Here is a 20,667-nt window from a genome sequence, read left to right as displayed (position 1 = left end):
CTGCGCCGGCGTCGCCCGCCGATTCGGTTGGGACCCCACTCTGGTGCGGGCTCAGGTCAAGCGACCGATCTCAATTGCCTCACCTTGCAGCCGACCGAACTCGCAGCAGGCCCACAGCCGCGGCACGGCCTACCTCGGTCGGCGGGTCCTCCGGAGGCGGCCGGTCAGGTTCAGCACCTTGCTTGCCGCCCGGAGGACGGGGCCGCCGGTGCCGTTCGCGACGTGCAGCAGCTGCCGTAGCTGCTGGTGGGTCACGCCCGAGCCCGGCTGGTAGGCGAGGCGGCCGAGGGGCATCGCCCTGGTCATGACCATGACGTCGTCCGACAAGCCTGCTCCCTGCAGCATGCCCGTGACCGTCGGTCCGATGACGGGGTGCGCCATCGCCTCGCCCAGCGAGGAGTCGACGGTGAGCGGCACGACGACCACGTCCGGCGACACCTCCACGTCGGCGGAGACCCGGAGGTCCCTGCTGGAAGCGCCGACCTCGACCCGGTAGGTGCCGCCCTCGACCCGCCACCGGTCGGCGCGGACGTCCCAGTACGCGAGGTCGTCACGGGGTACTGCCAGCTCGACCGCACGGGACTCGCCCGGCACGAGGTCGACCACGGCGAACGCCGCGAGCGCGCGCGGGGCCCGCGGGACGGCGGAGCCAGGCACGGACACGTAGCACTGCACGACCTCGCGGCCGGCAACCTCGCCGGTGTTGGTGACGGTCAGGCGGACGGTGAGGCCGCCGCCGGTCGAGCCATTCCCGCCGGTCGAGCCATTCCCGCCGGTCGAGCTTGTCGAGACCCCCAGCCCCGAGTACGCGAACGTCGTGTACGACAGACCGTGGCCGAACGGGTACTGCACCGCCAGGTCGCGCGCGTCGTACCAGCGGTAGCCCACGTAGATGCCCTCGCCGTAGGTGACGTGCAGGCCCGTACCGGGGAAGCTCGTCCACGCCGGGGTGTCCTCGAGACGCAGGGGGATGGTCTCGGCCAGCCGGCCGGACGGGTTGACGCGCCCGAACAGCACGTCGGCCAGCGCACCACCACCGGCCTGGCCCAGCAGCCAGCCCTCCACGATCGCGGGCACCCGGTCGGCGAACCCGGACAGGCGGACCACCGAACCGTTGGACAGCACCACGACGACGCGCGGGTTGACCTCCAGCACCCGGTCCAGCAGGTCGAGCTGGACGGCCGGGAGCTCGATGTCCGAGCGGTCGCGACCCTCCGCCTCGGCGGACTGCGGCAGCCCGGCGAAGAAGACCACCACTGCCGCATCCCGGGCGGCGGCCACCGCGTCGGTGGCCAGCGCCTCGGCGGCGTCGGCCGATCGCCTCCAGAGCCGCCCGACCGCCCGCCTGCGGCGGGTCCCACCCGTGGGATCGAGCTCGTAGCCCGGGGCGAAGACGACCTCGGTCGCCGAGTCCTCGATCGCGACGAGGGCGTCGTCGAGCCGGGTCGGGACGATCTGGGACGAGCCCGAGCCCTGGTACCGCGGCGTGCGGGCGAGCTCGCCGACCACCGCGACACGCGTCTGCGGGGCCAGCGGCAACAGACCGCCGTCGTTCTTGAGCAGCACCACCGCGCGGCTCGCCGCCTCGCGGGCCAGGGCGTGGTGGGCGGCGTCGTGCCAGGACTCGGGGTCGTGGCCACGTTCGGCGAGCGACGCCGCCGCAGCTGCCGCACCACCCGCCGTCGCACCACGCGCCGCCTGGGCCGCGAGCGCCAGGGTGACGACCCGGGTGGCCGAGCGGTCGACGTCGGCCACGTCGAGGGCGCCCGACCGCACTACCGTGACGATCTCCTTGACCCGCCCCTCGCCCGCGGCGGGCATCTCCAGGTCGAGGCCCGCGCGGATACCCGCGATCCGGTCGTGGACCGCACCCCAGTCGGACATGACGAGGCCCTCGAAGCCCCACTCGCCACGCAGGATGTCGGTGGTGATGCGGCGGTCCTCGCCGGTGTGGGTGCCGTTGATGCGGTTGTACGACGACATGAGCGTGGCGGGCCGTGCGGTGGTGACCACCCGCTGGAAGCCACGCAGGTAGATCTCGCGGAGGGTGCGCTCGTCGATGTCGGCGGAGACGCGCATGCGCTCGGTCTCCTGGTTGTTCGCGGCGAAGTGCTTGAGGCTCGTGGCGACGCCGCCCAGCTGGATGCCGGTGACGAGGGCCGCGCCGATCTCGCCCGCGAGCAGCGGGTCCTCGGACACGTACTCGAAGTTGCGCCCGCACAGCGGGCTGCGCTTGATGTTGATGCCGGGACCGAGCACGACGTCGACGGCGCGCTGCTTCGCCTCGGCCGCGACGGCGTCGCCCACGCGCCGGACCAGGTCGACGTCGAACGTGCCGCCCAGCGCGACCGCCGGCGGGAAGCAGGTGGCGGGGACGGCACCCTCGATGTCGCCGACGTCGGGCGCGAGCCTGCGCACGCCGTGCGGGCCGTCCGCGAGGAACGTCGAGGGGACTCCCTGGACCTCCGCCGTGGTCCAGAAGGAGGAGCCGGACAGGAGCCGCGCCTTCTGGTCGAGGGTGAGCTTCCGGACGATCGCCGCTGGTGCCCCCGGTGTGCTGAGCTGCGGCCTCTTCGTCATGCGGTCACGTTATCGGTGGCCGCGTGAAAAAGCCGTGCGCTCCGACAACCACGGAGAGCACCCTGTGTCCATGACCCCACCCTCCGCAGTACCCGCTCCGACGACGTCGACGTGGCGGCTGATGGACGTGCCCCGCATCTCCTCCCTCGACGAGCCGGAGGCGTGGCTGTACCGAGGGATGGCGCAGCTGCACGCGGCCGCGGAGCTGGCCGATCTCGGCAACGCGGACGCCGCGCCGACGCCGGTCGGGATCATGGTCGCGCTGAACAACCAGGACTACGTGCGCAAGCTGCGCCGGCTCGCCGTCGTGGACACGCCCAGCGGCCCGCAGGTGGTGGGCAACGCCGTCCTGAATCTCCAGGTCCGCTCGAACCGGGAGCTCGCGATCGGCCTGGTCGTCGTGCATCCCGAGCACCGCCGGCAGGGCATCGGCACGGCGCTGGCGGAGTGGCTGCGCGCGACGGCCCACGCCGAGGGCCGGACGTCGGTGCTGTCGCCGGTCGACTTCGGCGCCGAGCAGGTCGGCGGCGAGATGCTGGTTCCGGAGTCGGGCAACGGGCACGTGTCGGCCGGCCTCCCGGGGGTTCACCTGGCGCAGGAGCAGGGGCTCGGCCTGCAGATCGTGGAGCGCCGCTCGCGGGTGGCCCTGCCGGTCGCCCCGGAGGTGGTGGAGCGGTTCGAGGCCGAGTCCCGTGCCGTGGCGGGCGACGCGTACCGGGTCCACACCTGGACCGCGCCGACGCCGGAGGAGTGGATCGAGCAGTACGCCGCGCTGGAGCAGGCCCTCGCGGACGACGAGCCCCGCGGCGGGCTCGACATGGAGTCCGACGTCTGGGACGCCGAGCGGATCCGCGGCGAGGAGGCCGCGATCGCGGCGAAGGGTGACGAGTACGTGGTGACGGCCGCCGAGCACGTGGCGACCGGCCGGCTCGTCGCGATGACGATGCTGCTGTGGAACGAGCAGAAGCCCGACCACACGGACCAGCAGGCGACCGTGGTGCTCAAGGAGCACCGCGGGCACCGGCTCGGGATGCTGGTCAAGGCGGTGAACCTGCGCGAGCACGCGCGGCTGCGGCCCGGGTCCCGGCGCATCTACACCTGGAACAACGAGGAGAACCCGCACATGCTCGCGATCAACGTCGCGCTCGGCTTCGTCCCGGCGGGCGGCTGCGCGACCTTCCAGGGCCCGCTGTGACGGACTGACCGGTTCAGCGGACGCACCCCGTCAGAGGAGCGTCGGGGTCAGGTCCGGGCCTTCGCCGAACGCCTCGTCGCCGTCGAACGGGTGCACCGGTCCGCCCAGGTTGGTGTGCCGCAGCCGGAGCAGGTCCTGGTCCACGCCGCCCGGGGTGAGCATGAGCATCCAGTCCTCTGCCAGGTCGTACAGCTCGGTCTCGAGCGTGCCGATCTTCAGGACCACGACGTCGGTACCCCGCGGGTCCAGGCCGATCGCCGTGAAGTCGGACTCCAGGTGATAGGGCCGGCGGCGTTCCGTCAGGACGACCTTCAGCCCGCCGGCCGCCACGACGCACACGTTCCCCGCCAGCGGGTCGTCGGTGCGCACGTGCTCGACCACGCCCCGCAGCAGCACGGGACCACCCGGGCCGTCGTCGATCCTGGCGCCCGCCGTCACCTCGACGACGGCGCCCACCCCGGCGTCGGCCACCGCGCGGGCGGCCTCTGGGTCGGGCAGCGAGGCGTAGATGGCGCTCCGACCGCCGGCCTCGGCCGGCACGGCGAACACCGGTTCGGCCAGGAGCCGCGCGAGGGTCCAGGTGACGTCGCCCGCGCCACCGGCCATGGGGTTGTCACCCGAGTCCGACAGGACGAAGGGCCGCGCGTCGCTCCCGAGCACCGCCGTCAGGCACTCCTCGTAGGTCCCGGCCGGCGCGACGAGCTCGAACTCGTCGCGCGCGTCCCAGTACCGGCGGGCCAGCCGCTCGGCCTCGCGAGCGATGAGCGCCTCGTCGTCGCCCGTCACGACGACGGCGGCCCGGCAGCGCGGTTCGTCCGCCCAGGCGTAGCCGACCCACACCGAGGCGTCCAGCACGCCGTCCAGCGCACCGACCCGCGCGACGTCCTCGTAGATGCCCCGTGCGGGCTCGAGCCGTGTGCTCGTCCGCTCCCCCGGCAGCAGCACCGGGATCGGCACCCAGGCCTTGCGGGGACGGCCCGCACCGTCGATCCGGCGCAGCAGGTTCGTGGCCGCACGCTCGCGCGCCTCGTCGTCGTCCTCGTGGGGGGTCATGCGGTGGCAGGTGATGAGATCGACGACCTCGGCGAGCTCCCGCGACACGTTCCCGTGCAGGTCCATGGAGGCGGAGACCAGACAGCCCGGCCCGACGGCGGCGCGCACCGCCCGCACGAGGTCCGCCTCCGCGTCGGTGTACCCGAGCACGGCCATGGCGCCGTGGATGTCGAGCAGCACGCCGTCGAACGGCCCCTGCGCCTCCAGGGCCAGGCCGATCTCGGTGCGGATCGTCTCGTACACCTCGGCTGGGACGGCGCCGCCGGGGAGGGCACCGGCCCGCAGGATGCCCACCCATTCGACGTCCCGGCGCAGGGGGGCGCCGTCCCGGAGGAACGGATACCGCCGGACCAGCTCGTTGCCGCGCAGAAGAGTGAACGCCTCCCAGCCCGAGCGGTGCGGGGAGAACGTGCTGGACTCGATGGCCATGCCGCAGATCGCGATCCGCGGTCGCTGGTGGGTACGGGTCACGCGCGCAGTGTAGGCGGGACGGGTTACGACTTTGTACGCATTCCACAGCAAAAGACCAGGTGGCCGGCAGTCGGGCTGCCGGTCACCTGGCCTCGTGCCAGTCGCGCTGGATCGCTCGTGCGGGGGTTACCCGCACGGGTCAGTCGTCGTCCTGGTCGTCGTCCGCGTCGTCCGGGGTGTTGTCGTCCCGGTCGTCGTAGTTCGAGTCGTCCGGCGAGTCCGCGGACTGGGCGGAGCCCGCGGTGTCGGTCGCCGACTCGTTGGGCGAGTCCGCCGACTCCGGCGAGGGGTCGTAGTTCGCGTCGCCCGGCGAGTCCGCCGACTGCGCGGAGCCCGCGGTGTCCCGAGCGGACTCGTTGGGCGAGTCCGCCGACTCCGGCGAGGGGTCGGCCGTCGCGGCGCCCGCACCGCCGTCGGACGGCGTCGCGGCGTCCAGGGCGACGGCCGCGGAGGACTCGGCACGCGGGGCCGGGTCGTTGAGCGCCGCTGCCGTGGTAGCACCGGCCACGCCGATCACTGCGGCGGCACCGACGATGGCCCAGCGCTTCTTCATGGTCGAGGGGTTCATCTCTGTGGCCTCCGGTCTCGCGGCACCCCCTTCGGGTGCCTCCTGAGATCAGTCTGCGTCGCCAGGATGAGGTGACGAGGAGACGCGGATGAGACGCCTCTCATGTAGGCACGGACCGTCGGGAGACGAGGCCGCGTCAGCCTCGGAACCGGTACCCCGCACCACGCACCGTCTCGATCCGGTCCACCCCGAGCTTCCTCCGCAGGTAGCGCACGTACACGTCCACCACGTTGGAGCCCGGGTCGAAGTCGTAGCCCCAGACGCGCGACAGCAGCTGCTCCCGCGACATGACCTGGCCCGGGTGCTGGAGGAACACCTCGGCGAGTGCGAACTCCCGCGCCGACAGCTCCACCTCGCGCCCCGCCACGGTGGCGGTGCGGGTGCGCAGGTCCAGGCCGACGTCGCCGTGCTCCAGCCGCTCCGGCGACGCGGCCTCTCCCGTGGCGCGCCGCAGCCGCAGCCGGATCCGGGCGAGCAGCTCGTCGAACCCGAACGGCTTGGACATGTAGTCGTCGGCCCCGCCCTCCAGGCCGGTCACCCGGTCGGACAGCGAGTCCCGTGCGGTCAGGATCAGCACCGGCAGCGTGGAGCCGACGTCGCGCAGGCGCTGCAGCACCGTGAACCCGTCCAGCACCGGCAGCCCGATGTCGAGGACCATGAGGTCGTAGCCGCCGGACATGGCGTGCGCCAGCGCCGTCGCGCCGTCGGACACCACGGTGGGCTGGAACCCGTGGGCCTTGAGCCCCTTGCGCACGAACTGCGCGATGCGCTCCTCGTCCTCCGCGATCAGGATCTGGTTCACGCTGCCTCCTCCGTCGCGGTTCCCTTGGCCGTGGGCTGGGCGCCCGGCGCGGCGCCGTCGGCCGGCCAGGTCATCACGAACCGCGCCCCGCCGGCGCGCTGTCCTGAGCGCGTCGAAGGATCCGACCGCTCGACCGCCACGTCCCCGCCATGCCCCTGGGCGATGGCCCGCACGATCGCCAGGCCCAGGCCCGATCCTGGCACCCCGCCCGTCGTGCTGCCCCGCGCGAACCGGTCGAAGATGCGATCGGCCTCGTCGGGCGGCACGCCAGGTCCGGTGTCGCGCACCCAGAGCCGCACCTGGCGGCCGGACGACCCCTGGAACACCTGCGTGCCGATGCCGACCTCGTCGTCCGGACCGGTGAACTTCACCGCGTTGTCGGCGAGCTGCAGCACCGCCTGGGTGAGCCGGTGCGCGTCGGCCACGACCTCGGCGTCGGCCCGTGCGTCCACCACCCAGCGCCGAGCGCCCAGCGCGCGGGCCTTGTCGTGCACGTCGTCGGTGAGCCGGCCCAGGTCCATCGGGACGGGCGTCACGAAGTCGGACCGCTCCGCCTTGGCGAGCAGGACCAGCTCCTCGACGATCTGGCCCATCCGGGACGTCTCGTCGAGCAGGAGGTCCCTGGTCTCGCGCACGTCCTCCGGATCGTCCGGGTCGAGCACCTCCAGGTGGCCCCGCAGGACGGTCAGTGGCGTGCGGAGCTCGTGCCCGGCGTCGTCCAGGAACTGGCGCTGCGTCTCGATGGCCGTGGACAGTCGGTCAAGCATCGTGTTGAACGCTCCCGCGAGCTCGCCGAGGTCGTCCTCGGTGGCGACGGGAACGCGCTGGGACAGGTCGGTCTCGGTCACGCGGGTCGCCGTCGAGCTCAGCTGCCGCAGCGGGCGCAGCAGACGGCTCACGACCAGCCACGCGGAGACCCCGAGCAGCACCAGCGCGACGCTGCAGACGATCGCGTAGGTCCGCATGACGTCGGTCTCCGCCCGGAGCGCCCGGTCCAGGGCGGACGCCATGACGTAGGCGCCCACCTCGTCCCGGTCGGGCACCGTCACCGGCACGACGACGAACCACACCCGGCCGATCTCCGTGTCGATCTCGCGCTGGACGGTCCGTTCCGACTGTGGCGTGAGGCTCTCGACGGCGGCCTGGACCACCGCGCTCTCCTCGACGAACCGGCCCATCGCCGGCGGGCTCGACTGCTGGTGAGTGCCGTCCAGGTAGCTCACGAACATCTCGTTGGCGCCCGGTACGTTCCGCTCCATGGCGACGCTCATGAGCCGGCCGGCGCCGCGGAACTCCTCGCCCGTCTCCGGGTCGACGCCGTTCTTCGCGAGCTGCTGGAGCTCCCCGATCTCCTGGTCGAAGTCCTCGGAGATGTCGTCCATGATCTGCTGGGTCTGGATGGCATGGGTGAGCAGGCCGGTCGCGAGCAGGCCGACGGCGGTCACCGCAACGACCACCGCCACCACCTTCGCCCGTACCGACGGCCGGCGCAGGCTCATGCGCGACCTCTGCCGGGCAGCGCGAGCCGTGACCCGTCCAGCCAGCCGGCCACGACGTCCAGGCGACGTGAGGTCGCTGCCTGCCAGCCGCGCTCCTGCACCCGGTGCGGACCCGTGGCCAGCGAGAGCAGCACGCCGGCGACGCGTGCGGCCAGGTCGCTCCGGTCGACGCCCCTGCCGCCCGGCGCGGCGACGAACCCCTCCGCGTAGTCCGCGGCGAGCCTGCGCATCCGGGCCACGTACGTCGCCTGCGCGGAGCCCGACCCGTGCACGAGGGACAGCACGTCCAGGTGCGCGACGAGGCATGCCAGGTCGTCGGCGCGGTGCCCCGGCCCGGCGGAGTCGACGTCGAGCAGACCGGTGATCCGGCCGTCGGTGAGCATGATCTGCGCCTCGTAGAGGTCGCCGTGCGTGGGATCCGACCCGGTTCCGCGCTCCGCGAGGCGCGTCCGGACGGCGCCGGCCAGGTCGGCGGCCCGACCCTCCTCCGCGGGCAGCGCCGCGCCGATGACGCCCGCGTAGTGCTCGGCCGACTCGCTCCAGGCGGGGCGTCGGGGCAGGTCGCGCACCTCGGCGGGCAGCCGGTCGAGCAGGTCCAGCACCTCCAGCGGCGACGGGATGGGTCCCCCGTCCCGGACCGCGGCACGCATCTCGGTGCCGTGCAGCGGGGACAGCACGAGGAGGCCGTCGTCGGACCAGCCGAGGGGACGCGGGACGGGCAGCCCGGCCTGCGACAGCAGCGTGTGCCGCTGGTGCAGGTCGGCCACCTTGCGGGGCCGCAGCACCTTGAGGAACACGCGGGCCGCCTCGGCCCTGGCCTCGATCACCGCGCGCCGGGTCGGCCGGTAGGCCCGGACCTTGAGCTCCGGGTGCGCGCGTGCCGCCGGGTCGACGCCCAGACCGGCCAGGAGCTCCTCCACGGCGGCGGGGTCGAACGCGCGGGGCAGTGCGGGCAGCGCCGGGTCGCCGGGGAAGCGCCATACGGCGACCGTCGCGTCGCCGTCGGACAGCGTGACCACGCCAGGCTTGCGGCCGTCGCGGGCGCGGCCCACGCTGGCACCGAGAGTCTCGGAACGCTCCACGCCGTCCCAGCGCACCGTCGCGCGATACGCCACGGTGGTGGTGGAGCCCGGGCGATGGTCGACCTGACGCACCCGCCAGCTCACGAGCTCGCCGCCGGCCGTCGCCACGGCGGCGTCGAGAAGAGCCGCGGCGGCGTCACCGGTCAACAGGTCGAGGTGGGTGCTCACCGGGCAATCCTCGCAGCCGCCACCCACCAAAGCCCGCCCATTCGCATGAGAATCCTCTAACCCTGACGGAGCGCGAATCGCGATGGACGGCGCTGCTCCCCTTCGAGGCCTAAGTTTCTTCGCTTTGAAGCGGCTCAAAGCGAAGAAGCTTAGGCCTCGAAGGAGGGAAACAGGGTCGTCTCAGCCGCGGAGCTCGCGGTACTTGGCGATCAGGGCCGCCGTCGACGGGTCCTGCGTCCGCAGCGCGTCCTCGTCACCGGCCACCGCCGGGGCGATCTCCAGCGCGAGCTTCTTGCCCAGCTCCACGCCCCACTGGTCGAACGAGTCGATGCCCCACACGACGCCCTGCACGAACGTGATGTGCTCGTACAGCGCGATCAGCTGGCCCAGCACGGACGGGGTCAGCGCGGGAGCGAGGATCGACGTCGTCGGCCGGTTGCCGCTGAACACCTTCGCCGAGACGAGCTCCTCGGCGACGCCCTCGGCCCGCACCTCGTCGGCCGTCTTGCCGAAGGCGAGCGCCTTCGTCTGCGCGAAGAAGTTCGCGAGGAACAGGCCGTGCACGTCGGCCTCGGCGTCACGCAGCGGGTACGCGGGGTTCGCGACCGCGATGAAGTCGGCCGGGATCAGCCGCGTGCCCTGGTGGATGAGCTGGTAGAACGCGTGCTGCCCGTTGGTGCCGGGCTCGCCCCAGAAGACCTCGCCGGTGTCGGACGTGACGGGCGTCCCGTCCCAGCGCACCGACTTGCCGTTGGACTCCATCGTGAGCTGCTGCAGGTACGCCGGGAACCGGTGCAGCTGCTGCGCGTACGGGAGGACGGCGTGCGTGTGCGCGTCGCGGAAGTTCACGTACCAGACGTTGAGCAGCCCCATCAGCGCGGGCACGTTGCGCTCGAACGGCGTCGTGCGGAAGTGCTCGTCCATCGCGTGGAAGCCGGCCAGCAGCTCGGCGAACGCGTCGGGCCCGATGGCCACGGCGAGCGACGTGCCGATCGCCGAGTCGACGGAGTAGCGGCCGCCCACCCAGTCCCAGAACCCGAACGCGTTCTCGGGGTCGATCCCGAACGCCTCCACCTTGTCCAGGGCGGTGGACACCGCCACGAAGTGCTTCGCGACGGCGTCGGCACGGCCCTCCTCGGAGTCCTCGATGGCGCCGGCGGCGGCGAGCGAGCGCACCAGCCAGTCGCGGGCGAGCCGCGCGTTGGTGAGGGTCTCCAGCGTGCCGAACGTCTTGGACGCGACGATGAACAGCGTGGTGGTGGGGTCGAGGTCGGCGGTCTTCTGCGCGACGTCGGTGGGGTCGATGTTGGAGACGAACCGGCACGCCAACCCGTCCTGCACGAACGGCTCGAGGGCCTCGTAGGCCATGACGGGGCCGAGGTCGGAGCCGCCGATACCGATGTTCACGATGGTCCGGATCGGCTCGCCGGTCACGCCGGTCCACTCCCCGGAGCGGACCTTTTCCGCGAAGGCGTACACCTTGGCGAGCTCGTCCTGCACGTCGCCAGTGATGTCCTGGCCGTCGACGGTCAGCGGCTCGTCGGACGGGCGGCGCAGCGCGGTGTGCAGGACTGCACGGTCCTCGGTGACGTTGATGTGCTCGCCCGCGAACATCGCGTCGCGGCGCTCGGCGAGCCTGACCTCGTCGGCCAGGGCGAGCAGCGAGGCGAGCACCTCGTCGGTGACCAGGTTCTTCGACAGGTCCACGTGGAGGTCGCCAGCCTGGTGGCTCAGGCGGCCGGCCCGGGCCGGGTCCGTGGCGAACCAGCCACGCAGATCCGGCTGGAGGTTCTTGGAGAGCTCGGTGAGCGAGCCCCAGGCAGTGGTGGTGGTGGCATCGACAGGCGAACGAGCCGGCTCTGAGGTCATGGGACAACCGTAGTGCGGTATGGCCCAGCGGGACCGGGTGGCCGGACAGGTGCGAGGCGTCTCACACCTGCCCGGCCGCGCGGGCTACGTCGCGGCCGGCAGACCGAGCGCGACGGCGGCGGCCCTGGCGAGCTCCGGGTCGGTCACCTCGTAGCCGGCGTCACCTCCGCCGCCGGGCCCCCCGGCGTCGGCCACCGAACGCTTCGCCGAGAGGTGCACCGCGTCCACACCGGTGCCCAGCAGGGCCGGGATGTCCGCAGGCGTCACGCCGCCGCCCGCCATGATCTCGATGCCCAGCTCGGCACTGCGCTCGACGAGTGCGGCCAGCCGGTCCAGCCCGGCACCCGCACGAGCCGCGCCGCCGGAGGTGAGCACGCGCGCGACGCCGAGCTCGGCCAGCGTGTCGAGGGCGGCCAGCGGGTCGGCGACCACGTCGAGCGCCCGGTGGAACGTCACCTCGGCGTCGTCGGCCGCGGCGATCAGGTCGCGCATCCGCGCCTCGTCGACCGTGCCGGACCGCGTCAGGGCGCCCAGCACCACGCCGTCCACCCCTGCGTCGCCCGCCAGCGTGACCTCGCGGAGCATCAGGTCGATCTCGGCGGGCGAGTACACGAAGCCGCCGGGCCGGGGGCGCACCAGCACGTGCACCTCGAGGATCGGCGCGGCGTCGGACGACGGCACCACCGCAGCGGCCTCGACCACCGCCTCGACGAGCGCGGCGCTCGGGGTGATGCCACCGGTGGCACCGAGCGCGGAGCAGAGCTCGACGCGCCGGGCACCGACGTCGGCGGCGATCACCGCCCCGGCCGGATCCTGGACAGCGAGCTCGAGAGCGACACGTTGGGGCACGTGCGCCAGCGTAACCGTGCACGGGGGCAGTCTGTCGCCCGCCGCGTCCGCAGCCGAGTCGGTAGGGTCCCTGACATGGCCATCGATCCCAGTGCGATCCTCCAGGGGCGCGCGCCCGGGCGGGCTTCGATCGGAGTGATCCTCGGGATCGTCTTCGCCTCCGTCTGCCTGCTCGTCATCCTCACGTTCGACGCCGTGACGGGTGGCGCCTCGTTCGTCGTCGGGCTGCTGCTGGCCGTCCTGCCGGTCGCCGTCTGGCTCCCGCTGGTGCTGGCCCTGGACCGGCTGGAGCCGGAGCCGCCGAACGCGCTGATCTTCGCGTTCCTGTGGGGCGCCGGCGTCGCGGCCCTGTTTGCGAGCATCCTGAACACGCTCGGGCTGTCGCTGCTCACCGAGACCGAGCTCACCGGCGAGCAGGAGGGCTGGTACGTCGTCGCCACGTTCGGTGCGCCCGTGGTCGAGGAGGTACTGAAGGGCGCGGTCCTGTTCAGCATGCTGTGGTGGCGGCGGCAGGAGCTGAACGGGCCCACCGACGGCGTCATCTACGCCGCGATGGTGGGCCTCGGCTTCGCCGCGACGGAGAACATCCAGTACTTCATCGACGCCGTCGAGGTGGACCAGCTCGGCTACGTGTTCGTGCTGCGGGCCATCGTCTCGCCGCTGCTGCACCCGCTGTGCACGGCGATGACGGGCATCGGTGTGGCGATGGCGGCCCTGTCCGGGCCCGGCCGGATCCGCCGGACCGCACCGCTGTACGGCCTGCTCGGCGCGATAGTTCTCCACAGCCTGTGGAACGGCTCCACGAAGTTCGGCCTGATCGGGCTGGCGGGCGCCTACCTCGTGGGGTTCGCCGTGCTGATCGGGGTCATCGTGGTCCTCGCGCGGGACCGCCGCCGGATCGTCCAGCTCATCGGTCACTACCTGCCGCTCTACGGGCCGGTCGGCATCGTGACGCCGGACGACCTGCGCATGCTGTCGACCCTGCCCGGACGCCGGGCGGCCCGCCAGTGGGCCAGGTCGGTGGGCGGCAAGAAGTCCGAGCGCGCCATGACCGACTACCAGCAGGCCGCGACCGAGCTGGCGCTCCTGCATCAGCGGGCGGGTGCGCAGAGGGACCTCGACCCGCACGGCCTGGAGCAGCAGCGGCAGTACCTGGTATGGGTCATGCAGCAGGCACGCGCGACGTTCGTGGCTCGCCAGCCGCACCCGCCGGCCAGCCCGTGGGGCGCCACGGGCTTCGCCCCGCCGACCCGCCCCTGACGCACCGTTGAGTGCTGGCTATTTGTGGGATCCGAGCGTGCTGAGCGACAGATACCCAGCACTCAACGGTCCACGGGGCGGGTTAGGTCCACCAGGAGCGCGCGGAGGAGGGTCGTGCGGTCTCCGATCCGGTCGACGAGGACGTGCTCGTCGTCGGCGTGCGCACCACCGCCGACGGCACCGAGACCGTCCAGCGTCGGTGTGCCGACGCCCGCGGTGAAGTTACCGTCGGACGCCCCGCCCACCGCCACGCCGGTGAGCGCGGGCAGCCCGGCCGCGGCGGCGAGCCGCGAGGCCCGGTCGAAGAGGCCGGCCGACAGCGCGCCCTCCAGCGGCGGCCGGTTGATCCCGCCCTCGATCTCGACGACGGCGTCGGGCAGCACGGGAGCGAGGGACCGCAGGGCGGCGTCGACCCGCTGCTGCTCGGCGACCGTGCGCGCCCGGACGTCGACGGCGAACGACGCGTCGGCCGGGACGGTGTTGCGCGTGGTGCCCGCCGTGGCGTCCGTCGGCGTCACCGTGGTGCCGAGCGCCGGGTCGCCCAGCGCGGCGACCGCGAGCACCTGGTGCGCCAGCTCGACCGACGCGTTCACGCCCTTCTCGGGCTCCAGCCCCGCGTGCGCGGCCCTGCCCTTCACGAGCACGCGGTAGATGGAGGTGCCCTTCCGCTCCAGCTTGAGCGCGCCGCCGTCGGCCGAGGCCTCCAGCACGAGCGCGGCGTCCGCCCCGCGCGCCTCGTCCTCGATGAGCGTCTGGGACGACGGCGAGCCGAGCTCCTCGTCGCCGGTCACCAGGAGGGTGACCCCGGTCCGGTCGTCGAGGGAGCCCAGCGCGTGCAGCGCCATGGCCAGGCCGGTCTTCATGTCGAAGCTGCCGGGGCCGCGCAGCACACCGTCCACGATGCCGAACGGGTGCGTCCGGAGCGTGCCGACGGGCCACACCGTGTCGTGGTGCGCCAGCACGAGCACACGCGTCGGCCCGCCCAGCCGCCACCGCAGGTGGATACCGAGCCGCTCGGGCTCCGCGCCCAGGTGCGCGGCACCGAGCCGCGCCACCAGGTCCGCGGAGCGGGCCAGCGCGTCCGGGTCGGACGACGGCGACTCGCACTCGACCAGCGTCCGCAGGTCCTGGATCAGCGAGTCGACGTCGGGCCGGGCGGGAGTCTCGTGGAAAGCCATGGACGCACGGTAGCCCGCGCTACGAGGTCCTCGCGGCGGTCCCCGAGCCGTAGCGCAGGCCCAGCGCCACGACCAGGCCCACCGCGACGTGCTCGGCCATCAGGACCGCGACGGCCCCCGGCGTGGTGCCGGAGGCGGCGCCAACCAGCGACCCGAGCAGGACGACGCCGCACAGCACGAGCCATGCCACCTCGCCGCCGCCCTTCGTGAGCCGTCCGAGCACGGCCCGCACGCCCCAGCCGGCCAGGCCGACGACGAGCGCGGCGACCAGCACGGCCACCACCGAGACGGACTGGGTGCTCGCTCCGGTGCGCGCCTCGAGCTCGACGCCGAGCGCCGCCCCGACCAGCCAGACCGCCACGGCGGCCGCCGCGCCGACGAGCGGCACCGTCCAGGCGGGCCACCGGCGCTGAGCTACCGCTGCTGCTGAGTTCTCGGTCATGGGAGTCCTCCTTCTCGGCACGTCCGTCGTGCCTGGAGCCAGCCTCCCGAGGTCCGGCCCGCCGGACATCAGCCTGCAGTACCGACCCGGCCGGCCCTTCAGTCGGGGAACCCCCTACTTCGGTCGGTTCTGCGCCCTGGCCGCCGTACGTAGGGTCGCCGACATGACACGTGATGACTCGCAGGACTGCCCGCCGGACGGCGACACCAGTGCCGGACGGCGCGGTCTCGGACGAGGGTCGCCGTGGCCGGTGGCGGTGCCTGCCATGGTGGTGCTCACCGCGGTGATGGTCTGGGCGGTCCTGGCCCAGCGGTCGGCGGTCCCCGGCCTCCTCGGGCCGGATCAGCTCACGGTGCTGGACTCCGTCGTGGCGGTCATCGCGCTCGCCCTCGTCCCCTTCCTCTGGTCGCGGCACCCGGTGGCGGTGGTGCTGGGCCTCACGGTCCTCGCCGCCGTCTCGCCCGTCGCCACGCCCGCGGCGACCGCGGGCACGCTGCAGGTCGCGCGCTGGTTCCCCCTCCGCACGGCGGTCCTCGTCGCGGTCGCGGGCGTCGGCGCACATGCCGTTCAGGCCCTCTGGCGCCCCGCGGCGCTGCCCTGGGGCTGGTGGCTGCTGTGCGACGTCGCCGTGCACGCGGCCCTCCTCGGCTGGGGCGCGTTCTGGCAGGCACGGGCGCAGGTGCTGCGCGACCTGCGGGAACGCGCTCGCCGCGCGGAGACCGACCGGGGCAAGGCACTGACAGAGGCCCGCGCCGCCGAGCGCAACCGGATCGCCGCCGAGATGCACGACGCCCTCGGCCACCGGCTGTCCCTGCTGGCCGCCACCGCGGGCGCCGTCGAGTTCCGGCCGGACGCCCCGCCGGAGCAGCTCGCGGCCGCCGCCGGCCGGGTCCGGACCGGCGCGGCCGACGCGCTGGAGGACCTGCGGCAGCTGGTGCGCCTGCTCCGCGACGGCTCGGACCGCCTGGCTCCGCCACCCACCCTCGCCGACATCCGGGGCCTGGTCGACGCCGCCCGGTCCGTCGGCACCTCCATCGACCTCGACCTACCGGACGGGCCGGCCGACGACGGGCCGCCGCCCGCCGTCGCCACCGCCGCCTACCGCGTGGTCCAGGAAGGGCTCACCAACGCGCGGCGGCACGCGCCCGGCGCCGCGGTCCGCGTCGCGGTGACCACGCGCGCGGACGAGGTCGTGGTCACCGTGGCCGACGACGGCCCGGCCCGCCCCGAGAGCGGCACGCCCGGTACCGGCCTGGTCGGCCTGCGTGAGCGTGTCGAGCTGCTGGGCGGCACGCTCGACGCGAGCCGCTCCCCCACCGGCTTTCTCCTGGGCGCGCGGATACCGTGGCGCTGATGGAGACCCGGATAGTGATCGTCGACGACGATGCGCTGGTACGCGCCGGACTGCGCCTCATGCTCGACGGCGCCGACGGGATCAGCGTGGTCGGCGAGGCCTGCGACGGCGGCGACGTGCCCCGGGTGCTCGACGCCCACCCGGCCGACGTCGTCCTCATGGACCTGCGGATGCCGGGTGTCGACGGGATCGAGGCCACCCGCCGGGTGCGGTCCCGGCCGTCCCCGCCCGCCGTCGTGGTGCTCACGACCTTCGACACCGACGCCGAGGTGGTCGGCGCGCTGCGCGCCGGTGCCGCCGGCTACCTGCTCAAGGACATGCCGCCGGCGCGCATAGCGGCGGCGGTCCGCGCGGCCGCCGTTGGCGAGCCGGTGCTCGCACCCGACATCGCGCGCCGCCTCATGGACACCGTCGCCGCCGGGGGTGGCGGGGCGGGGGAGGCACGGGCCGCGCTGGACCGGCTCACGAGCCGCGAGCGCGACGTCGCCGTGGAGATCGGGCGCGGCACGTCCAACGCGGAGATCGCGCGTCGGCTCCACCTCAGCATCCCGACGGTGAAGGCGCACGTCTCGAGCGTGCTCCTGAAGCTCGGCGTGGAGAACCGCACGCAGGTGGCGCTGCTGGTCCAGCAGGCCGGCGCGGACTGAGGCCCGGTCAGCCCCGCAGGCCCAGGAACTCCGCCACCCGCTCCGACGCAGGGGTGGTCCGCAGCTCGTGCGGCGCGGCCACCTGCAACAAGCGTCCGCTGTCCATCACACCGACCCGGTCGGCCACGGCGGACGCCTCGGTGTGGTCGTGGGTGACGAACACCGCCGTCGTGCCGGTCTCGACGAGCGCCGCACGGACCTCGCCCGCCAGCCGTTCCCGCAGCTGGCGGTCGAGCGCGGACAGCGGCTCGTCCAGCAGGAGCAGGCGCGGCCTCGGGGCCAGGGCCCGCGCGAGGGCCACGCGCTGCTGCTCCCCGCCGGACAGGGTGGCGACGGCCCGCCGCTCGTAGCCGGCCAGGCCCAGCAGGTCGAGCAGCGCGGCCACCCGCGCATCCCGTTCCGCCCGGGACAGCTCCTGGACCTCCAGCCCGTAGGCCACGTTCCGGCCCACGTCCCGGTGCGGGAACAGCTGGCCCTCCTGGAACATCAGCCCGAACCGGCGCTTGTGCACCGGCACTCCGGCGAGGTCCTCGCCGTCGTAGACGACGTGGCCCTCCGACAGCGGCTCCAGCCCGGCCACCGCGCGCAGCAGCGACGACTTGCCGCACCCGCTGGGCCCGAGCAGCGCGACCACCTCGCCGGGCGCGACGGTCAGCGACACCTTGTCCACCGCCGTCGTGACCCCGGCAGAGCCCCCACCGCGGGTCGAGCCTGTCGAGACCCCGTACCGGACCGAGACGTCCCGAACTTCCAGCCCTGCCATCAGAACTCCCCTCCGGCGCGCTCGTCGCGCAGCTGTTCCGCCACCATCATCACTGTCGCGGTCAGCACGGCGAGCACCACCGACGCCGCGAGCGCCATCCCGTAGTTCTCCGCCCCTGGCCGTCCGATGAGGCGGTAGATCACGACGGGCAGGGTGGCGCCGTCGGGCCGCGCGAGGAACGACGTGGCGCCGAACTCACCGAGCGACACGGCGAATGCGAACCCGGTGGCCAGCCCGACCGACCGCAGGGCGATCGGCAGGTCGACCGTCCGCAGCACGCGGCCCGGCCCGGAGCCGAGCACCGCGGCGACCTCGCGCAGCCGGGGATCGATCGCCCGCAGCACGGGCAGCACGGTACGCACGACGAGTGGCACGGCGACGACAGCCTGCGCGACGGGGACGAGCAGTCCGGAGGTCCGCAGGTCGACGCCGAGGACCGGCTGGTCCATGGTGATGAGGAACCCGAAGCCGACGGTCACGGCGGAGACGCCGAGCGGGAGCATGAACAGCCCGTCGAGCGTCCCCACGGCGCGCCGCACGCCGGCCGACCGGGGCCGACGGGACACCACGAGCGCCACGAGCCCCCCGACGACCAGGGAGATCACCGTCGCGGTCAGCGCGATCCGGAGCGAGGTAGCCGTGGCCTCCCACACGGTCACCACCAGCGCGTTCCGCTCACCCGTGGTCCCGAGGGCCACGTAGTTCCCCAGGCCCCAGGATCCGTCCGGCTCCCGGAAGGAGCGGGCCACCAGCCCGGCCAGCGGCAGCACCATGAGCCCGACGACGATCGCCGCACCCGCCAGCGCCGTCGTCACGTCCTGGGGCGACCGCCAGGACAGCCGCCGGGCCGAGCGGCGCGAGGACACGAGGCGCAGCGCGGCCTCGCGGCGGCTGCGCGCCCTGGCCGACACGGCCAGCGCACCCGAGATGACCACGAGCTGCATGATCGACAGCACCGAGGCAGACCGCAGGTCCAGGAACTGGGTGGTGCGGATCCAGATCTCGGTCTCGATGGTCCCGTACCGCACCCCGCCGAGCACCAGGACCACCCCGAACGCCGTGGCGCAGAACAGGAACACCACCGAGGCCGCCGACGCGACGGCCGGCGCGAGGGATGGCAGGGTCACCGTCCGGAACACGCGCGCGGGGCTCGCGCCGAGGGAGGCGGCGGCCTCCTCGGTCCGGGGGTCGAGCCGCTCCCAGAGCCCGCCGACGGTGCGCACCACCACCGACACGTTGAAGAAGACGAGCGCGACGACGATTCCCGCCAGCGATTCCTCCAGGCCGAGGAACCCGAGGGTGCCGCCCGGCGCGAACACGGTGCGGAACGCGACGCCGACCACGACGGCGGGCAGCACGAACGGCACGGTCACGAGCCCGCGCACCAGACCGCGGCCCGGGAACGACCGCCGGTACAGCAGGTAGGCGAGGGGCAGGCCGAGCAGCACGGAGAAGGCAGTGCCGAGCACCGCCTGGGTCAGCGTGAACCCGACGAGCCGCCAGGTGCGCGGGCGGAGGAGCACCTCGGTGAAGCCGGTGAGGTCGACGGCGCCGTCGGGCACGAACCCGCGGACCACGAGCGCGGCGACGGGCCAGGCGAAGAAGATCGCGAGGAAGCCGAGCGGAACCGCGACCGCCGCCGCCCACAACAGCGGCGCGGTCGCGCGCCGGCTCAGCCGAGCACTGTCTCGGTCCACCGCTCGATCCACTCGTCGCGGTGCGCGCTCACCTCGGTGGGCTCCACCTCGAACGGGGCGTCGGCCTGGGGCGCGAACTTCTCCCAGTCGGCGGGCAGCGGCACCGAGGAGTCGGCCGGGTACATGTACATCGACTCGGGCAGCGCGGACTGGACGTCCTCGGTCAGCAGGAAGTCGACGAGCGCCTGCGCGCCGTCGGGGTTGTCGGACCCGGCGAGCACGCCTGCGTACTCGACCTGCCGGAAGCAGGTCTCCAGCAGGGCGCTGGTGGTCGACTCGGAGCCGTCCTCACTCACGGTGAACGCCGGCGACGTCGCGTACGACAGCGCGAGCGGCCGCTCGCCGCCCTCGCCCGCACCCGAGAAGTCCACGTAGTACGCGTCCTCCCACGAGTCGGCGACCTTGACGCCGTTGTCCACGAGGGACGCCCAGTAGTCCTCGAACCCGTCCTCGCCGAACGCCCCGATGGTCGCCAGCAGGAACGCGAGCCCCGGGGACGACGTCGCCGGGTTGGTCACCACGAGCAGGTCGCGGTACTTCGGGTCGGCCAGGTCGTCCAGGGTCTTCGGCACCTCGAGGCCGGACTTCTCGAACCAGGCCTCGTCCGCGTTCACGCAGACGTCGCCCTGGTCGATCGGGGTGAGCGCCCCGCCGAGCTGCTCGGCGCCGTCGGGCAGGCTCGCGGGCGTGTACTCCTCGACCACGCCCTCCTCCAGCGCACGGGAGGCGAACGAGTTGTCGATGCCGAACACCGCGTCGCCGAGCGGCGCGTCCTTGGTGAGCACCAGCTGGTTCACCAGCGTCCCGGCGTCACCCACCGCGCTGACCTCGAGGGTCAGGCCGGACTCCTGCTCGAACTGGTCGACCAGCTTCTCGTCGAGGGCCCACGAGTCGTGGGTCACGAGGGTCACGGTGTCCGACGCCGACGGGTCGCCCCCGCCGGAACCGCCGGAACCGCCGGAACTGCCGGAACCGGCGGAGCCGGCGCCGCAGCCGGCGAGCAGGAGCGCCACGGAGAGCGCCCCCGCGACGGGTCCAGCCTGGATGGTGCCCCCGTGGGCACCGGAAAGACGCAACATCGTGCCTCGACTTCCTCCGCCGGTGTGATCCGGATCAGGTTCAAGGGTCTGCGGTTGTCCGCACTCTCAGCGCTGTCGGGCGCTCCCCTGTCGTTTCCCAGGCAGCCTACT

General features: G+C 73.5%; 17 protein-coding genes and 1 riboswitch. Of the genes, 4 read left to right on the top strand and 13 right to left on the bottom strand.

The features are described 5' to 3' along the window. Positions 1-129: 129 nt before the first annotated feature. On the bottom strand, positions 130-2,580 hold the full coding sequence (locus tag AB0F40_RS19760; RefSeq protein ID WP_357471354.1) for a glycoside hydrolase family 3 C-terminal domain-containing protein: 2,451 nt from the start codon (positions 2,578-2,580) through the stop codon (positions 130-132). Positions 2,581-2,650: 70 nt separating this feature from the next. Between AB0F40_RS19760 and AB0F40_RS19755 the strand changes: the two genes are divergently transcribed. Next, a complete protein-coding gene (locus tag AB0F40_RS19755) occupies positions 2,651-3,775 on the top strand; it encodes a GNAT family N-acetyltransferase (RefSeq protein ID WP_357471351.1) in 1,125 nt (374 codons plus the stop codon). A gap of 30 nt (positions 3,776-3,805) precedes the next feature. Here AB0F40_RS19755 and AB0F40_RS19750 read toward each other — a convergent pair whose 3' ends face one another. The 7 genes from AB0F40_RS19750 to AB0F40_RS19720 all read right to left on the bottom strand — a co-directional run bounded on the left by AB0F40_RS19750 (position 3,806) and on the right by AB0F40_RS19720 (position 12,136). Continuing rightward, positions 3,806-5,257, bottom strand: coding sequence for a M81 family metallopeptidase (locus tag AB0F40_RS19750; RefSeq protein ID WP_357471357.1), 1,452 nt, complete (start codon positions 5,255-5,257; stop codon positions 3,806-3,808). Between the two features lie 181 nt (positions 5,258-5,438). Beyond that, positions 5,439-5,867: a hypothetical protein gene (locus AB0F40_RS19745; protein ID WP_357471348.1), complete on the bottom strand. Its 429-nt coding sequence runs from the start codon at positions 5,865-5,867 to the stop codon at positions 5,439-5,441. 136 nt (positions 5,868-6,003) lie between these two features. Then, a complete protein-coding gene (locus tag AB0F40_RS19740; protein ID WP_357471345.1) occupies positions 6,004-6,669 on the bottom strand; it encodes a response regulator transcription factor in 666 nt (221 codons plus the stop codon). After that, a complete protein-coding gene (locus AB0F40_RS19735; RefSeq protein WP_357471342.1) occupies positions 6,666-8,168 on the bottom strand; it encodes a HAMP domain-containing sensor histidine kinase in 1,503 nt (500 codons plus the stop codon). The genes AB0F40_RS19740 and AB0F40_RS19735 overlap by 4 nt, the downstream gene beginning before the upstream one ends. Beyond that, the gene (locus AB0F40_RS19730) at positions 8,165-9,418 is read right to left on the bottom strand and encodes a phosphotransferase (protein ID WP_357471339.1); all 1,254 of its coding nucleotides are present in this window, start codon (positions 9,416-9,418) and stop codon (positions 8,165-8,167) included. The genes AB0F40_RS19735 and AB0F40_RS19730 overlap by 4 nt, the downstream gene beginning before the upstream one ends. 180 nt (positions 9,419-9,598) lie before the next feature. Then, positions 9,599-11,287 carry a glucose-6-phosphate isomerase gene (gene pgi, locus AB0F40_RS19725; RefSeq protein WP_357471336.1) on the bottom strand — a complete coding sequence of 563 codons (1,689 nt, stop codon included), beginning with the start codon at positions 11,285-11,287 and terminating at the stop codon, positions 9,599-9,601. Between the two features lie 84 nt (positions 11,288-11,371). After that, entirely contained in the window at positions 11,372-12,136 is a 765-nt protein-coding gene (locus AB0F40_RS19720) for a copper homeostasis protein CutC (RefSeq protein WP_357471333.1), read from the bottom strand. A 75-nt stretch (positions 12,137-12,211) separates the two neighbouring features. Between AB0F40_RS19720 and AB0F40_RS19715 the strand changes: the two genes are divergently transcribed. Next, positions 12,212-13,396 carry a PrsW family intramembrane metalloprotease gene (locus tag AB0F40_RS19715; protein WP_357471330.1) on the top strand — a complete coding sequence of 395 codons (1,185 nt, stop codon included), beginning with the start codon at positions 12,212-12,214 and terminating at the stop codon, positions 13,394-13,396. 62 nt (positions 13,397-13,458) lie between these two features. On the opposite strand, the gene AB0F40_RS19710 is transcribed toward AB0F40_RS19715, so the two are convergent. Together AB0F40_RS19710 and AB0F40_RS19705 are read right to left on the bottom strand one after the other, a co-directional pair. Then, entirely contained in the window at positions 13,459-14,574 is a 1,116-nt protein-coding gene (locus tag AB0F40_RS19710; protein ID WP_357471327.1) for a M20 family metallopeptidase, read from the bottom strand. A 19-nt stretch (positions 14,575-14,593) separates the two neighbouring features. After that, positions 14,594-15,016 carry a DUF6069 family protein gene (locus tag AB0F40_RS19705; protein ID WP_357471324.1) on the bottom strand — a complete coding sequence of 141 codons (423 nt, stop codon included), beginning with the start codon at positions 15,014-15,016 and terminating at the stop codon, positions 14,594-14,596. Between the two features lie 163 nt (positions 15,017-15,179). Between AB0F40_RS19705 and AB0F40_RS19700 the strand changes: the two genes are divergently transcribed. Next, positions 15,180-16,370, top strand: coding sequence for a sensor histidine kinase (locus tag AB0F40_RS19700; protein ID WP_357471321.1), 1,191 nt, complete (start codon positions 15,180-15,182; stop codon positions 16,368-16,370). Then, positions 16,370-17,017 (top strand): response regulator transcription factor, encoded by a 648-nt coding sequence (locus AB0F40_RS19695; RefSeq protein WP_357471318.1) that lies wholly within the window; start codon positions 16,370-16,372, stop codon positions 17,015-17,017. The genes AB0F40_RS19700 and AB0F40_RS19695 overlap by 1 nt, the downstream gene beginning before the upstream one ends. A 7-nt stretch (positions 17,018-17,024) precedes the next feature. On the opposite strand, the gene AB0F40_RS19690 is transcribed toward AB0F40_RS19695, so the two are convergent. From AB0F40_RS19690 to AB0F40_RS19680, 3 genes are all read right to left on the bottom strand, one after another. Continuing rightward, positions 17,025-17,780 carry an ABC transporter ATP-binding protein gene (locus AB0F40_RS19690; protein WP_357471316.1) on the bottom strand — a complete coding sequence of 252 codons (756 nt, stop codon included), beginning with the start codon at positions 17,778-17,780 and terminating at the stop codon, positions 17,025-17,027. Then, positions 17,780-19,477 (bottom strand): iron ABC transporter permease, encoded by a 1,698-nt coding sequence (locus tag AB0F40_RS19685; RefSeq protein WP_357471313.1) that lies wholly within the window; start codon positions 19,475-19,477, stop codon positions 17,780-17,782. Before AB0F40_RS19685 ends, AB0F40_RS19690 begins: the two co-directional genes overlap by 1 nt. Next, entirely contained in the window at positions 19,453-20,556 is a 1,104-nt protein-coding gene (locus AB0F40_RS19680) for a thiamine ABC transporter substrate-binding protein (RefSeq protein WP_357471310.1), read from the bottom strand. Before AB0F40_RS19680 ends, AB0F40_RS19685 begins: the two co-directional genes overlap by 25 nt. After that, positions 20,551-20,655: riboswitch (TPP riboswitch) on the bottom strand. (Overlaps the previous gene by 6 nt.) Positions 20,656-20,667: the final 12 nt, after the last annotated feature.

The organism is Promicromonospora sp. NPDC023987, assembly GCF_040639055.1.
Classification (GTDB): domain Bacteria; phylum Actinomycetota; class Actinomycetes; order Actinomycetales; family Cellulomonadaceae; genus Promicromonospora.
This window is presented reverse-complemented; position numbering and strand designations above follow the sequence as displayed.

What these genes read in the sequence shown, in the direction of transcription:
- AB0F40_RS19710 (WP_357471327.1), bottom strand. Translation starts at nt 14,574, where the DNA reads ATGGCTTTCCACGAGACTCCCGCCCGGCCCGACGTCGACTCGCTGATC.
- AB0F40_RS19690 (WP_357471316.1), bottom strand. Translation starts at nt 17,780, where the DNA reads ATGGCAGGGCTGGAAGTTCGGGACGTCTCGGTCCGGTACGGGGTCTCG.
- AB0F40_RS19755 (WP_357471351.1), top strand. Translation starts at nt 2,651, where the DNA reads ATGACCCCACCCTCCGCAGTACCCGCTCCGACGACGTCGACGTGGCGG.
- AB0F40_RS19695 (WP_357471318.1), top strand. Translation starts at nt 16,370, where the DNA reads ATGGAGACCCGGATAGTGATCGTCGACGACGATGCGCTGGTACGCGCC.
- AB0F40_RS19705 (WP_357471324.1), bottom strand. Translation starts at nt 15,016, where the DNA reads ATGACCGAGAACTCAGCAGCAGCGGTAGCTCAGCGCCGGTGGCCCGCC.
- AB0F40_RS19680 (WP_357471310.1), bottom strand. Translation starts at nt 20,556, where the DNA reads ATGTTGCGTCTTTCCGGTGCCCACGGGGGCACCATCCAGGCTGGACCC.
- AB0F40_RS19700 (WP_357471321.1), top strand. Translation starts at nt 15,180, where the DNA reads ATGACACGTGATGACTCGCAGGACTGCCCGCCGGACGGCGACACCAGT.
- pgi (WP_357471336.1), bottom strand. Translation starts at nt 11,287, where the DNA reads ATGACCTCAGAGCCGGCTCGTTCGCCTGTCGATGCCACCACCACCACT.
- AB0F40_RS19745 (WP_357471348.1), bottom strand. Translation starts at nt 5,867, where the DNA reads ATGAACCCCTCGACCATGAAGAAGCGCTGGGCCATCGTCGGTGCCGCC.
- AB0F40_RS19735 (WP_357471342.1), bottom strand. Translation starts at nt 8,168, where the DNA reads ATGAGCCTGCGCCGGCCGTCGGTACGGGCGAAGGTGGTGGCGGTGGTC.
- AB0F40_RS19715 (WP_357471330.1), top strand. Translation starts at nt 12,212, where the DNA reads ATGGCCATCGATCCCAGTGCGATCCTCCAGGGGCGCGCGCCCGGGCGG.
- AB0F40_RS19750 (WP_357471357.1), bottom strand. Translation starts at nt 5,257, where the DNA reads ATGGCCATCGAGTCCAGCACGTTCTCCCCGCACCGCTCGGGCTGGGAG.
- AB0F40_RS19760 (WP_357471354.1), bottom strand. Translation starts at nt 2,580, where the DNA reads ATGACGAAGAGGCCGCAGCTCAGCACACCGGGGGCACCAGCGGCGATC.